The following is a 13,407-nucleotide window of genomic DNA, read 5'->3' as shown; positions in this document are numbered from 1 at the left end:
CGTAGTTTACCATGAGAGGGAGAAATTTAGCGTAGCCGCTGGCCTTTACCCATGACCAATTACAATTAAAAACGGCACAGATAAGGCGCAGTTAAGTTACCAATGCCGTACGTAGCAGTTTTTGACAATCGTAACACGCACATCCATTATAGAAAATATATGACCTATGAGTCAGTCATTGCGCTGTGACAGCGGGGGGTTAAATCCCCTACACTAACCGGCGTAGAGATTGTAGGAGCAGATAGAAACGGGCAACCATATAATAGAAATTTAATACAGCTGCCCCGCGTTTAGTGCTATAAAATCAAGACATGTATGATTCAATCCATTCCCCGACCTACATTGACCTAAGTTTAGATTCTGAAGCAAACACTTGCTGTCAGGACTGAAAAAAAAGCGCTATAAAATAACAAGGAGATTTACATGATATATCAAGGTAACCGCATTACGGTATCGCTGTTAGACGAAGGTATTGCTAACATGCAATTTAACGCCGAGGGTGAGAGTGTTAATAAGTTTGATGCCGAAACAAATAAGCAGTTCGATGAAGCTGTGAGTGCCTTAGAAAAAGCAGATAATGTAAAAGGTTTAATTGTTACCTCAAGTAAAGGCGTCTTTATCGCGGGTGCTGACATCACAGAATTCGTGAGTCATTTTAATAAAGAAGCAGCTGAGATTGAAAAGTGGATCGTTGACATCAACGGTGTATTTAACCGTTTTGAAGACCTGCCATTCCCGAAAGTTGCGGCCATTAATGGCGCAGCATTGGGCGGCGGCTGTGAAATGACTTTGGTTTGTGAATACCGTGTCATGGGCGACAAAGCACAAATCGGTCTACCAGAGACTCAATTAGGTATTTTCCCAGGCTTCGGTGGTAGCGTACGCACGCCTCGTGTTATCGGTATTGATAATGCAGTAGAGCTGATTGCAACCGGTAAAGCACAAAAACCTGCTGAAGCGTTGAAGCTGGGTCTAGTAGATGCTGTGGTAGCACAAGATGACTTACAAGAAGCGGCCGTGGATCTGGTCAAAAAATGTATCGCAGGCGATCTTGATTGGCAAGCCAAACGTGAAGAGAAGCTTCAGCCGGTTAAACTAAACCAGCTTGAGCAGACTATGGCATTTAGCACTGCTAAAGCGGCCATCTTTGCCAAAGCCAATCCAAAACAGTACCCAGCGCCCGCCATTGCGATCGAAACCATCGAAAAGCATGTCAATCTAGGCCGTGATGAAGCGATTAAAGTAGAAGCAGCCGGTTTTGCCAAAGCGGCGAAGACCCCACAAGCAGAAAGCTTAGTGGGTCTGTTCTTAAATGATCAAACGGTTAAGAAGCTTGCCAAACAGCACACCAAAAATGCACATGACATCAATGAAGCGGCGGTACTTGGCGCTGGTATCATGGGTGGCGGTATTGCCTATCAAGCGGCTTCAAAAGGCTTGCCAATTATCATGAAAGACATCAAGTCTGAGCAATTAGACTTAGGTATGGGTGAGGCCAGCAAGCTATTAGGTAAAATGGTTGAGCGTAAGAAAATGACCCCAGCACAAATGGGTGAAACGCTAAGCCGTATCCGTCCTACTTTGAATTACGGCGACTTTGGTGAAACTGACATCGTGATCGAAGCGGTTGTTGAAAATCCAAAAGTAAAACACGCGGTACTAAAAGAAGTAGAAGGCTTAGTAAAAGATAACGCCATTCTTGCCTCTAATACCTCAACCATCTCAATCACCTACTTAGCCACTGTGCTTGAGCGCCCAGAGAACTTCGTGGGTATGCACTTCTTTAACCCAGTGCACCGCATGCCGCTAGTGGAAGTTATCCGTGGTGAAAAATCATCAGAAGAAGCCATTGCAACCACGGTTGCGTTAGCTCAGCGTATGGGCAAAGTGCCTGTTGTGGTCAACGACTGCCCAGGCTTCTTAGTCAACCGCGTATTGTTCCCATACTTCGGTGCGTTTGACCTGCTATTAAAACAAGGCGCTGACTTTGTTCATGTTGATAAAGTTATGGAGAAATTCGGCTGGCCTATGGGTCCTGCCTACTTAATCGACGTGGTGGGTCTAGACACTGGCGTACACGGCGCAGAAGTGATGGCAGAAGGCTTCCCAGATCGCATGAAGCCAGATTACAAAGGCGCTATCAAGCATCTGTTTGAAAACAACCGTCTGGGTCAGAAAAATGGCGTTGGCTTCTACAAATACGAAAAAGACAGCCGTGGTAAGCCTAAGAAGACTGCTGACGACGCCACTTATGCACTGCTTAAAGACACCACTGATACAGATACGCAGCAGTTCGATGATCAAACCATCATCGATCGTATGATGCTGGCCTTCTGTAACGAAACCGTGCGCTGCTTAGAGGACAACATTGTTGCGACGCCAAGCGAAGCCGACATGGCGATGATTATGGGTGTTGGCTTCCCTGCATTCCGTGGTGGTCCATGCCGTTACATCGACCAAGTTGGCCTTGATAACTACTTAGCGCTATGTGAGAAATATGCACACCTAGGCAAAGCGTATGAAGCGCCGCAGAAAATCCGTGATATGGCAGCGGCTGGCGAGACATTTTACCCAAAAGCCTAATACGATAAACGGTTAAAACAATTTAATTAGGGCTTATGGCAATAATAGCTTTAACAACAGAGTGCCATTTATTTGCATTGTCTGACAGATAAAGCCAGAAGTTTAATACCTAAATTTATTTGCGTAAGTCCTAACAATAATAAAGATTCAAGGAGTATTACATGACAACATTAAGTCCAAAAGACGTGGTCATCGTAGATGGCGTGCGTACCGCAATGGGTAAATCTAAGAACGGTATGTTCCGCAACGTTCGTGCTGATAGCATGTCAGCTGAATTGGTACGTGCTTTGGTTAAGCGCAATGACTTTGATACCAATGAAGTAGAAGACATTATCTGGGGCTGTGTTAACCAGACCCTAGAACAAGGTATGAACATTGGCCGTAACATCGGTTTATTGGCTGATATCCCTAAGACTGCCGGTGGCCAAACCGTTAACCGTCTGTGTGGCTCATCAATGCAAGCGCTACACACCGCTGCCGCTCAAATCATGACCAACCAAGGTGATGTATTTATCATCGGTGGTGTTGAGCACATGGGCCACGTGGGCATGATGCATGGTATCGATATTAACCCAGAAGCCTCTAAGCATTATGCAAAAGCGTCTAACATGATGGGCTTAACCGCTGAAATGCTCGGCCGTATGAATGGCATCACTCGTGAGCAGCAAGATGAGTTCGGTTATGAATCACATCGCCGTGCTTGGGCAGCCACTCAAGCGGGTCGTTTTGATAACGAAATCATCGGTATTGAAGGTCATGACGCAGAAGGTCGCCTACAGCTTTGTACCGTAGATGAGGTGATTCGCCCTGATACCTCAATGGAGTCATTGGCTAAGCTACGCCCAGTATTCGATCCTGCAAACGGTACAGTAACCGCAGCCACGTCTTCTGCATTATCAGATGGTGCTTCTGCGATGCTGGTGATGAGCGCTCAAAAAGCCAAAGACTTAGGTTTAAAACCTCGTGCCCGCATCCGCAGCATGGCAATCGCTGGCTGTGATGCCGCTATCATGGGTTATGGCCCAGTGCCTGCCACTCAAAAAGCATTAAAGCGTGCTGGCCTAACGGTTGAAGACATGCAAACCATCGAGCTAAACGAAGCGTTCGCCGCTCAAGGTCTGTCAGTACTTAAAGCGCTAAACTTACTTGATAAGCGCGACATCATCAACGTTAATGGTGGTGCTATCGCTCTTGGCCACCCACTGGGTTGTTCTGGTGCGCGTATCACTGTGACGCTATTAAATGCCATGGAGCAAATGGATACTGAAATTGGTCTGGCCACTATGTGTATCGGCCTGGGCCAAGGTATCTCTACTGTGATTGAGCGTGTTTAATCCTTGATTTTAAGTGATTAAATGGCTGTTTTGCAGTAGCAGACGTTAACCATTAGCGTCTTGTATAAAAAGCACCTCTGACGTAATGTTAGAGGTGCTTTTTTAGGACTTACATTAAGCCATACACATACTGCTTTCGCTAAAAGGTAATACCTTATGACTGACAATAAAAATCCCTATCGCAAGTCAGCGCTTGCCAAGCTATTTTTAATCTCAGCGGTGGGCGTGGGCCTTAGTCTCATATCTAGTGCCAAATTGGCATCGAGCACTGTGGCACACAAAGCGGGTCAAGATGCTATCACACCAAAAGTATTGGTGGGCAAGGTGACCAAAGGCTTGGAGCAATTTAGCTTTACCAGCGAGCAAGGGGTGCAATATCATATCTCAGACCCAAGTCATATCTTGGACGACTTGGCCAAAAAAAGAGGGGTGGTCGATAATTTTTATACCCTAAACCGAGTCCGAGTCAAGGCGGTGATTAGTAAGGCCGGTAATTATGGTCATATGGGCTATTATGAGCGTCAAATTAGTATTGTTGGTATCGCGGATGATTAACGCGGCTTTGTATTTTAGGTTCAGCATAGTGGCAACTCTAAATTTGCTTCAAATTACAACAAGTGTGCACCAAAGGGTTTGACCCGATGACACTAATATGACTTAATAGAGACAGGTATTTTTGTCCCCAACAACACAAGGAGCGTGTTATGTCACAAACCATCACCACTGATAAAACTTATCGCATCATGCGCGAAAATACTCAGGCAATGATCATTGATGTGCAACAAAAGCTTACCCCGCACATTTATCGTCATGAAGAGATTATCAAAAAGACCATTACCCTTATTCAAGGCTTACAAATACTTGGCATCCCCATTGTGCTCAATGAGCAATACAAAAAAGGGCTGGGTGAGACGCTGCCTGAGATCATGGAGGTGCTAGATACTTCGAAGGCCAAAATTATCGAAAAAGTCACCTTTAGCGCGTGTGACAATGATGAGACTTGGAATTATTTGGCGCAGCAAAACCGTATTTCTGTACTGGTCTTTGGGGTAGAGACCCATGTTTGCGTGCTACAAACAGTGCTGGATTTACTTGATAATGGTATGCAGCCAGTCGTGATTGCGGATGCCACAGGCTCGCGTGATGCTTATGACCGCCGTCAAGCCATTCGTCGTATGCGTAGAGCGGGCGCAGTCGTTACCACTACCGAAGCCATTTTGTTTGAGCTGTGTCGTTCAAGCCAAGACCCTACGTTTAAGGCCATTAGCCAGTTAATTAAATAAACTATCCAAGCTTTACGCCTTGCTGTAACTCATCCGTGATAATGCCCTTTATCACGGATTTTTTTATGACTGTTATTAGATGCTTTAGCACATAGCGCAGTCTTGTATAAGCCACTGTATTCGATTAGCCTATACCCACATTATCTATCAAAATATAAGGTTTATTATGCCGCTCACCCCGCCCAATACACACCGCGATAAAGCGCTGGATATGACCCAAATTACTGAGTTTTTGTTAGAGCTTGATGCCTTAAAACGCGTGGATCGGCGTAGCTATGTGCCGCAGACCACTCGCTTTGAGAACTCAGCTGAGCATTCTTGGCATTTGGCCATGGCGTGTTGGTCTATCGCTGAGCTATTTCAGCTTGATGTCAATCATGAGAAGCTGTTAAAACTGGCTTTGGTGCATGACTTGGGTGAGATTGATGCTGGCGATACGTTTTTATACGCTGAGAGTCGCAGTGAAGCACATATTGAGGAGAGAGAAGGGATTGTACGTTTGCAGGCACATAGCGGTAATGGCATCAGCAACTTGCTTGAGGTGTGGGATGAGCAAGAGAGTGGCAGCAGTGCTGAGACTCAGTTATTAAAAGCAATAGATCGCTTATTGCCATTTTTATTAAACCTAAATACTCAAGGCAAAACATGGCGTGATCATGGGGTGAAGCGCTCCCAAGTGGCAGGTATGCATGCATTTATAGCAACCAGTTTTCCAGTTATCCATGAGTGGATAGAGCTACAGCTTGATTATGCGACCAAGCAGGGCTGGTTATTAGACGCTTAACTATCAATAAAAAATGCGATAAATAAAGGTGCATTCGCTGCACCTTTACATTGTCAAGCATAGACTCATCGTAGGTGATTAGGCTTTGTCAGCCACACCCAGCAGCCGACCCATCTGCACTACAGCACCATGCTGCATGTCTTGTGCCCACTTGACGCCTGCAGACTTTGGCATGACCACAATAGCGGTTGAGCCCAAATAGAAGCGGCCCAGCTCATCGCCTTTTTTTAAGCTAAGCGTATGCTCTAAAGTTTGGATACGGTCGCTGCGATCAATTTTACCCGTGGCGACTGTCTCGATACCCGCCACAATCATAGCGCCGACCAGCACCACCACAGCACGGCCAAACTCAGTATCAAACACACACACCAAACGCTCATTGCGGGCGAATAAATCAGGAACATTGGCGGCTGTGACATTGTTTACTGAGAACAAACTGCCAGGTACATAGCGTGTCTCAACTAAGGTGCCATCGAACGGCATATGCACTCTATGGTAGTTGCTAGGTGCTAAGTATACCGTAGCGAAGCTGCCGCCCTCATAGTAGCTGCTGTGCTTATTATCGGTGTCTGCTAACAGATGGCTCACCGAATAATCACGGCCTTTAGCCTGCAAGATTTGACCTTGCTGAATATGGCCAATCTGTGAAATCATACCGTCTGCTGGAGAGACAATACCGTCTGTGGTGTCATCAATGGGGCGGGCGTCCTGCGCAAGCTCTCGGGTAAAAAAGTCATTGAAGCTTTTAAAATCGCCTAAGTTCTTGCGCGCGTATTCCTCTAAGCTAATTCCATAGGCTTTGGCAAAAGTATGCACAAAGGCTTTTTTGACCAGAGGGTTTTGGCTGGCAGCCAGACGTCCGGCCGTTTCACTGAGTTTTTGCTGCGGCACCAAGTGCTGAGCTGCAGTAAATAAGCCATCACGAGTGAGCAGCTGCTCGGCTTGTTTTTTTAAAGAGGCTTTCATTAAGTTTTTCATAAAAGAGATCATCGTAAGCTGTAAAAATGGGGGATCATCACTGGTTTAGATAACATAAACTTGCCAGTGATAAAAACTAAAAGTTAAGGAGCACCTAGTTTAGCATAATCAAGATTAAGCAAGGTCGTCCGTAAGTAGACCTGCCGCTTATAAATCACTATAAAACATAGCGGCTAAACCATTAGATACATAAAGAGTGCCAGTAAAATACAGGAGCAGATATTATGAAAGCCTTAATACAGCGAGTCAGCGCCGCCAGTGTGCGTGTGGACAATCAGATTGTGGGTCAAATTGAGCAGGGTATATTGGCCTATATTGGTTTGGCCCCAGAAGATACATTAGAGAGTGCCCAAAAGATGATTGATAAAATTTTGGGTTACCGAATATTTGATAATGACGCCGGTAAGCTGGATAAAAATGTACAGCAAGTGGCGGGTGGCTTGCTGCTGGTGTCGCAGTTTACGTTGATGGCAAAGACCGATAAGGGGCGTCGCCCTGATTTTGGTGGGGCAATGCCGCCTGCACAGGCCAGTGAGCTGTTTAAGCAGATGATTGATTATGCCAAGCAGCAACATGATAAGGTCGCCACTGGGGAGTTTGGTGCCAATATGCTGGTTCAGGCAGACAATGATGGGCCCTTAAACTTTATTTTGGAGATAAGTTAATAACAACGTCTTTAGCAGCACATGATATGTAAAGGGTGATACATTAGTATGATAATACAGTCTGTTTAAAAAGCCTAATAAAGGGCGTTTATAAAATACAAGGTTGCGCTTAATCTCATCAGTTACACTTTTTTCATCTAACTGTCATAATTTTACGTTGTAATATAACGGTAATATTTGCCTACCTTTGTAGTGCGTGGCCAATAAGCCATTAGATATGCCAATAATAGGACAGTAAACAGATGAATATCGAAACCATACTAGTTGTAGAAGACGAGCCTGCCATTCGCGAGATGATCGTCACTACCTTAGAAATGGCAGGCTTTGAGTGTCTGCAGGCCGAAGATGTCAGTGAAGCGCACAGTCAAGTGGTAGACCATAGACCAGCTATGATTTTATTAGATTGGATGTTACCGGGTAACCAATCCGGTATCGATCTGTGCCGCCGTCTAAAAAAAGATGAGCTGCTCTCTGAGATTCCCATAATTATGCTGACTGCGCGCGGCGAGGAAGACAATAAAGTACAAGGCTTAGATGCGGGGGCAGATGATTATATCACCAAGCCGTTCTCCACCCGCGAGCTGGTCTCACGGATTAAGGCAGTACTGCGCCGTAGCAGCGCCTTATCAGGTGACAAGCCTATTGAAGCTGAAGGCTTAAGTCTAGACCCAGTCAGCCAAAGGTTGTCAGCCGATGGTACACCGCTTGAAATTGGTCCGACCGAATACCGTCTATTGGCATTTTTTATGAGCCATCCAGAGCGGGCTTATACCCGTACTCAGCTGTTAGACCAAGTATGGGGTGGCAACGTCTATGTCGAAGACAGAACCATTGATGTGCATATCCGCCGCTTACGTAAAGTGCTTGAACCGTATAACTATGCTGAGTTTATCCAAACGGTACGCGGCACCGGTTACCGCTTTTCAACTCAGCGTAATGGCTAATTGTAAGTCATTAACTGGTTTTTTGTCCTATTGAACGCTGCTGATCAGGCGGCGCTCTTGGTGTTAAAAGTCGATTTTTACACGGCATCTTTGCTACTGCCTGCCATAAAGGTTAAGCAGATATCGACGTTAACTAAGATCTTGGGGCCAACTCTATTATTGATTATTGTTAAGTTGAGAGCACCATGAGCCAGTCTAAATCACAGTCTAATTCAGCTTCTAAGCTGGGCCGTCAGTCTGATATGCCTCATCAACAGCAGTTAGAGGTCGGGGAGGCTGTCTCTGAGCAGGTGACGGTAAGCGAGGAGAATAAAGAGCGCTTAATAGATGGCTTTGATGGTGCTACAACAGCCACACCTCTTAAAAAAGTAACCAAAAGCAGTCCTTATAAAAACCCCTACAGTAATCTGTATCAGAACCTTAGCGACACTAATTCCAAAAACATCATAGAGCCACTGCCCGATAATAAAAACCCCAGAGCCACGTTGCTCTGGTCAGACTTTAAGTGGTTGGTCATATTAATTTTGCTAGGGGCTTTATTAGGTCACTATATGAATGCGCTGCCTTGGGGGATTATCGTGGCACTGGTACTGTACTATGTGTGGCGCTTGTACTCGGTTCAGCAGTTTTATGGCTGGATGAGTAAGTCGTTAACCCTGCCGCCGCCTGAGTTGTCAGGCAGTATGACGTTTATGGCCAATCAGCTTTATGAGAGCAAAAGACAAGAGCAAATGACCCACCAAAGAATGATGGGTCTGATTAAAAAAATCCGCAGCTCATTACTGGCTTTGCAAGATGCGGTTATTTTGCTGGATAAAGATGACAGCTTGGAGTGGTGGAATCAGGCAGCCGAAACCTTACTGGCTTTACGCTCACAAGACCAAGGTCGCAGTATCTTAGACTTAATAGATGCGCCTGAGTTTAAAGCGTATTATGTCGATGCCGTCTCTCCTAACGATGGCCTAAGAATGCGCTCTTGGCGCGATTATGAGCGGTTTTTGCAGTGTGAGGTCACTCATTTTGGCACAGAGAAGCTACTGATTATCTATGACGTGACCCGCTTGCATCATTTAGAGCAGATGCGTAAAGACTTCGTGGGTAATGTTTCACACGAGCTGCGAACCCCGCTTACAGTAATAATGGGTTATATCGAAACCTTCTCAGACCAGCCAGATTTGGACCCTAAATGGCGACGCGGCTTTAGCCTTATGACTCAGCAAACCGTGCGTATGAATCAGATTATCAATGATTTGTTGCTGTTGTCTCGTTTGGAGAACGAAGAGTCGATACAAAGTGAGCGTGTGGATATGCCCAAGCTACTTACCCGTATCTTCGATGATGCGCAAGCTTATAATAAAGACTACAACCACTTGATCGATTTGCATCTAGATTCGCAACAAGACATTTATGGTGCTGAGGGGTACTTGCACAGTGCGCTGCTTAACTTGGTGACCAATGCCATCAAATATACCCCCAAAGGGGGGGAAGTGTGTATTACATGGCAAGAGGTTAAAGAGGGCTGTCTGTTTACAGTAAGTGATAATGGCATAGGTATTGCTGATGAGCACCTAGATAGGCTCACCGAGCGCTTCTACCGAGTAGATGGCGGCCGCAGCCGCTCAACAGGTGGCACGGGTCTAGGATTGGCCATCGTCAAGCATGTACTTTATCAACATGAAGCCAAACTGACGATCGAGTCAGTGGAGGGTAAAGGCTCTAAGTTTCATGTTCTGTTCCCCAAACGCCGTATTTATCAGAGGGTGAGCAGTAAGTCGGCTGCTAAGTTAAAACCGCCAGTCACAGACAATAACAACGTGCAGGATTTGCAGGATAAGCCCAGCTCAAACAGCTAGCTGCGACTACGTATAGCGGTATAGGCGTATAGGTGACAGAGGGTTATTTAATCGGCACAAATTTCACTCAAAAAAAGAGCCACTCAACTTGAGTGGCTCTTTTATGTCAGCTATGTCAGCGTTAGTCGCTAACATTAACGGCTAAATTAGTGCTGAACGCCGCCGTTGCCATGTACATGGCCGTGGTTTAGCTCATCTTCAGTCGCTGCACGTACTTCAACGATTTCTACGTCAAAGCTTAGTTTTTTGCCAGCTAGAGGATGGTTAGCATCGACAGTAACCGTGTCATCGTTTACGTCAGTTACTGTGACTAGCATAACTTGACCTTCTGCTTCAGACTGGAACTGCATGCCAGGTTGGATGTCTTCAACGCCTTGGAAATTAGCACGAGGTACTTTTTGTACGGCTTGCTCTTGGTATTCGCCGTAAGCGTCAGCGGGTTCAATAACCGCAGTTAATGAATCGCCTGCAGATTTGCCTTCAAGCTCTTTTTCAAGACCTGGGATGATGTTGTTATGGCCATGCAAGTAAGCTAAAGGCTCACCTTGTGACTGATCGATAACGTTACCATTTTCGTCTTTTAAGATATAGTTGAAACGTACGGCAGTATCTTTTGCGATTGTGGTCATAAAAATTCCTCGAATAATATAGGCGTTCTATATGTTAATTAATAATACAATAAAGAAGGGTGTTTATGTTGGCAAAAAATCACTGATGCCACACCTCTGCTAATTGCCTTGTCTAATAGATTGCGATGATAGATAAAAGTTTCAAGTCATGTTCTCAAATTAATTGGTAAATTGCGAAGTTTTTTTACATTTTTTTAAAAATATAGCCCAAAAAACAGCCATAAGACCACAAAATATGAGTTTATTCTCATTTTTTAGGGCTAAAAGTCGATATTTGCTGACTAAATTTTTACGGTGGTTGAAGTTTGAATGCGTACCCCTAATTATAAATTAAAGCCCCTAAGGTTTTGGCCACTCCTTTACCTAAGTATTGATGGTGGTATTGATGGCTACTACTGGGTTACTTTTTTCGCTAACACGGATATGACAGACCTTTATGACTACTTCAAATAATGCTTTAACCACTCAGTACGATCAAGATTTGGCCGTGCATTACCATTTGGATTTTGAGCGCTTCACTCAGCACTTAGTCGAGGTGACTTTAAGCTTCACTGCAGACAAGTCGGCGCCTGTGCTGTGGCTGCCAGCTTGGATTCCAGGCAGTTATTTGATGCGTGAATTTGCGCGTAATATTACCGCAGTGCAGTATCACGTTGTTGGCAAAGATGAGAGATACAGAGCGCAAAAGCTGAGTAAAAACGAGTGGCAATTGCCCAAAATTACGGCTGGTGAGAAGGTAGAGGTGCGCTATGAGGTGTACTGCTATGACTTATCAGTACGTACCGCTTATGTTGATCAAACCCGTTTGTATGGCAACTTTACTTCATTGGCCTTGGCGATAGAGGGACAAGAGGCGTTACCTGTGGCAGTGACTTTAAGCGTGCCGCAAGCCTTTTATGACGCGCAAGCTAAGGGTGCAGATTCGGTAAAAATTGCCTGTGGTCTTAAGCATCGCTATCTGCATACAGATCATGTCCATTATTATCAGCTTAGTGCTGAGAGTTATCCTGAGCTTATCGACTATCCTTTTGAAATCGCGCCGCAATCTGAGTTTGATTTTATTGTTCAAGACAATAAACACAATACCACGGTGCATCATTTTTATATCTCAGGTAAGCACAGCGCCAACATGGGCCGCTTGCAGCAAGATGTGACTCAGATTTGTCAAAGCTATGTCAGCTGGCTCGGAGACGCGCCTTTTAGTGGTGAGGATTACGAGGGCTATACTTTCATGACCTATGCCAGTGGCAACGATTACGGCGGCCTTGAGCATATTAACTCTACCAGCTTGGTGAGCCCGCGTAGTGATTTACCGTCCGCTCAAGAGCCACAAGAGCCGAGCGAAAGCTATCAGCGCTTTTTGGGATTGTGCAGCCATGAGTATTTTCATGCTTGGTGGGTGAAGACCGTACGCCCTGATGTGATGATGGCTGTGGATTTACGCCGTGAGGCTTATACGCCGCTGCTGTGGGTATTTGAGGGGTTTACCTCATATATTGATGACTTTATGCTCCAAGCTTCAGGGGTTATCAATCAGCAAAGCTATCTAAAGCTGCTACAAAACCAAATTAACCGCTATAACCAAACGCCAGGACGCGCTTTACAAAGTGTGGCAGAGTCCAGCTTCGATGCTTGGATTAAGCTATACCGCGCTGATGAAAATACGGGTAATGCCGGTATTAGTTACTATAACAAAGGGGCCTTGGTGGCTTTATGTTTGGATTTAACACTGATGCAGCAAAGCGGGGGCAAGCATCGTTTGTTTGATGTGGTAAAAGCTTTTTATGAGCAGGCCAAGGCTCAAGGCGCAGCGGGCAATCGCATTCGTATCGGTATGAATAACGATAACCTAGAGGCGGTCCTCAGCCAATTTATGGACAACGCCATTTGGAAAGAGTTCAAGGCACGCTATGTCGATGGTGTAGAGGCGTTACCTATTTATGAGCTGCTAGAGGCTAATGGCATTAAGATAACTCAAGACAGCAGAGACAACAGCTTAGCGTGGGGTATTAGCGTTACTGAAAGTGCTGAGGGCTTGCAAGTCACCAAAGTGCTGCGTGACAGTGTGGCCGCTGAAGCAGGTCTCTCTGCCAAAGACGTCATTGTGGCGATTGACGGTATTAAAGCCACCAAAAAACAGCTACAAACTGTGGCGGAGTCAGGGCTTGATAGCGTGAGCTGTCATGCATTTCGCCGTGATGAGCTGTTGAGCTTTGAGGTGAGTCACCAAACCCAGTCAGGGGTGAGTGCCAATCCAAGTTTAGAGAAGATTAGTTTAAGTTTAGGCGACTCAGGCTTTGAGCACTGGTTAACACCGGATTTTATACGGTAGTGATTGATAGGGTATAGCCGAG

Annotated in this window: 11 protein-coding genes; 9 read left to right on the top strand and 2 right to left on the bottom strand. The window is 45.4% G+C overall.

From position 1 onward, the window contains the following. The first annotated feature begins 423 nt into the window (after positions 1-423). The 5 genes from fadB to DLE54_RS10000 all read left to right on the top strand — a co-directional run bounded on the left by fadB (position 424) and on the right by DLE54_RS10000 (position 5,984). Positions 424-2,583: a fatty acid oxidation complex subunit alpha FadB gene (fadB, locus tag DLE54_RS10020; protein ID WP_110817055.1), complete on the top strand. Its 2,160-nt coding sequence runs from the start codon at positions 424-426 to the stop codon at positions 2,581-2,583. 161 nt (positions 2,584-2,744) lie between these two features. Beyond that, positions 2,745-3,917 carry an acetyl-CoA C-acyltransferase FadA gene (gene fadA / locus DLE54_RS10015; protein WP_011961312.1) on the top strand — a complete coding sequence of 391 codons (1,173 nt, stop codon included), beginning with the start codon at positions 2,745-2,747 and terminating at the stop codon, positions 3,915-3,917. A 156-nt stretch (positions 3,918-4,073) separates the two neighbouring features. Further along, positions 4,074-4,472: a hypothetical protein gene (locus tag DLE54_RS10010; protein WP_011961311.1), complete on the top strand. Its 399-nt coding sequence runs from the start codon at positions 4,074-4,076 to the stop codon at positions 4,470-4,472. A gap of 149 nt (positions 4,473-4,621) precedes the next feature. After that, positions 4,622-5,200, top strand: coding sequence for an isochorismatase family protein (locus DLE54_RS10005; RefSeq protein WP_011961310.1), 579 nt, complete (start codon positions 4,622-4,624; stop codon positions 5,198-5,200). A 166-nt stretch (positions 5,201-5,366) separates the two neighbouring features. Continuing rightward, positions 5,367-5,984: an HD domain-containing protein gene (locus DLE54_RS10000; protein WP_110817054.1), complete on the top strand. Its 618-nt coding sequence runs from the start codon at positions 5,367-5,369 to the stop codon at positions 5,982-5,984. A gap of 78 nt (positions 5,985-6,062) precedes the next feature. Here the strand turns inward: DLE54_RS10000 and asd are convergent, their stop codons facing one another. Further along, on the bottom strand, positions 6,063-6,950 hold the full coding sequence (gene asd / locus DLE54_RS09995) for an archaetidylserine decarboxylase (protein WP_110817386.1): 888 nt from the start codon (positions 6,948-6,950) through the stop codon (positions 6,063-6,065). Positions 6,951-7,186: 236 nt separating this feature from the next. On the opposite strand from asd, the gene dtd reads away from it, so the two are divergent. The 3 genes from dtd (at position 7,187) to phoR (ending at position 10,424) form a co-directional block, all read left to right on the top strand. Further along, positions 7,187-7,627, top strand: a complete 441-nt coding sequence (dtd, locus tag DLE54_RS09990) for a D-aminoacyl-tRNA deacylase (RefSeq protein ID WP_110817053.1) — start codon at positions 7,187-7,189, stop codon at positions 7,625-7,627. A 242-nt stretch (positions 7,628-7,869) separates the two neighbouring features. Next, the gene (gene phoB / locus DLE54_RS09985) at positions 7,870-8,571 is read left to right on the top strand and encodes a phosphate regulon transcriptional regulator PhoB (RefSeq protein ID WP_110817052.1); all 702 of its coding nucleotides are present in this window, start codon (positions 7,870-7,872) and stop codon (positions 8,569-8,571) included. Positions 8,572-8,756: 185 nt separating this feature from the next. Then, entirely contained in the window at positions 8,757-10,424 is a 1,668-nt protein-coding gene (phoR, locus tag DLE54_RS09980) for a phosphate regulon sensor histidine kinase PhoR (protein WP_110817051.1), read from the top strand. A gap of 146 nt (positions 10,425-10,570) precedes the next feature. Here phoR and DLE54_RS09975 read toward each other — a convergent pair whose 3' ends face one another. Then, positions 10,571-11,053, bottom strand: a complete 483-nt coding sequence (locus DLE54_RS09975) for an FKBP-type peptidyl-prolyl cis-trans isomerase (protein ID WP_011961304.1) — start codon at positions 11,051-11,053, stop codon at positions 10,571-10,573. A gap of 436 nt (positions 11,054-11,489) precedes the next feature. Between DLE54_RS09975 and DLE54_RS09970 the strand changes: the two genes are divergently transcribed. Beyond that, positions 11,490-13,385 carry a M61 family metallopeptidase gene (locus DLE54_RS09970; protein WP_110817050.1) on the top strand — a complete coding sequence of 632 codons (1,896 nt, stop codon included), beginning with the start codon at positions 11,490-11,492 and terminating at the stop codon, positions 13,383-13,385. The last annotated feature ends 22 nt before the right edge of the window (positions 13,386-13,407 follow it).

The sequence above is a fragment of the Psychrobacter sp. YP14 genome, assembly GCF_003209315.1.
GTDB classification, from domain to species: domain Bacteria; phylum Pseudomonadota; class Gammaproteobacteria; order Pseudomonadales; family Moraxellaceae; genus Psychrobacter; species Psychrobacter raelei.
The sequence above is the reverse complement of the archived record's forward strand: the minus strand, read 5'-3'. Positions and strand labels throughout refer to the sequence as shown.

Coding starts and splice junctions, on each gene's coding strand:
- fadB (WP_110817055.1), top strand. CDS start 424: ATGATATATCAAGGTAACCGCATTACGGTATCGCTGTTAGACGAAGGT.
- asd (WP_110817386.1), bottom strand. CDS start 6,950: ATGAAAGCCTCTTTAAAAAAACAAGCCGAGCAGCTGCTCACTCGTGAT.
- DLE54_RS10000 (WP_110817054.1), top strand. CDS start 5,367: ATGCCGCTCACCCCGCCCAATACACACCGCGATAAAGCGCTGGATATG.
- DLE54_RS10005 (WP_011961310.1), top strand. CDS start 4,622: ATGTCACAAACCATCACCACTGATAAAACTTATCGCATCATGCGCGAA.
- phoB (WP_110817052.1), top strand. CDS start 7,870: ATGAATATCGAAACCATACTAGTTGTAGAAGACGAGCCTGCCATTCGC.
- DLE54_RS09970 (WP_110817050.1), top strand. CDS start 11,490: ATGACTACTTCAAATAATGCTTTAACCACTCAGTACGATCAAGATTTG.
- dtd (WP_110817053.1), top strand. CDS start 7,187: ATGAAAGCCTTAATACAGCGAGTCAGCGCCGCCAGTGTGCGTGTGGAC.
- DLE54_RS09975 (WP_011961304.1), bottom strand. CDS start 11,053: ATGACCACAATCGCAAAAGATACTGCCGTACGTTTCAACTATATCTTA.
- DLE54_RS10010 (WP_011961311.1), top strand. CDS start 4,074: ATGACTGACAATAAAAATCCCTATCGCAAGTCAGCGCTTGCCAAGCTA.
- fadA (WP_011961312.1), top strand. CDS start 2,745: ATGACAACATTAAGTCCAAAAGACGTGGTCATCGTAGATGGCGTGCGT.
- phoR (WP_110817051.1), top strand. CDS start 8,757: ATGAGCCAGTCTAAATCACAGTCTAATTCAGCTTCTAAGCTGGGCCGT.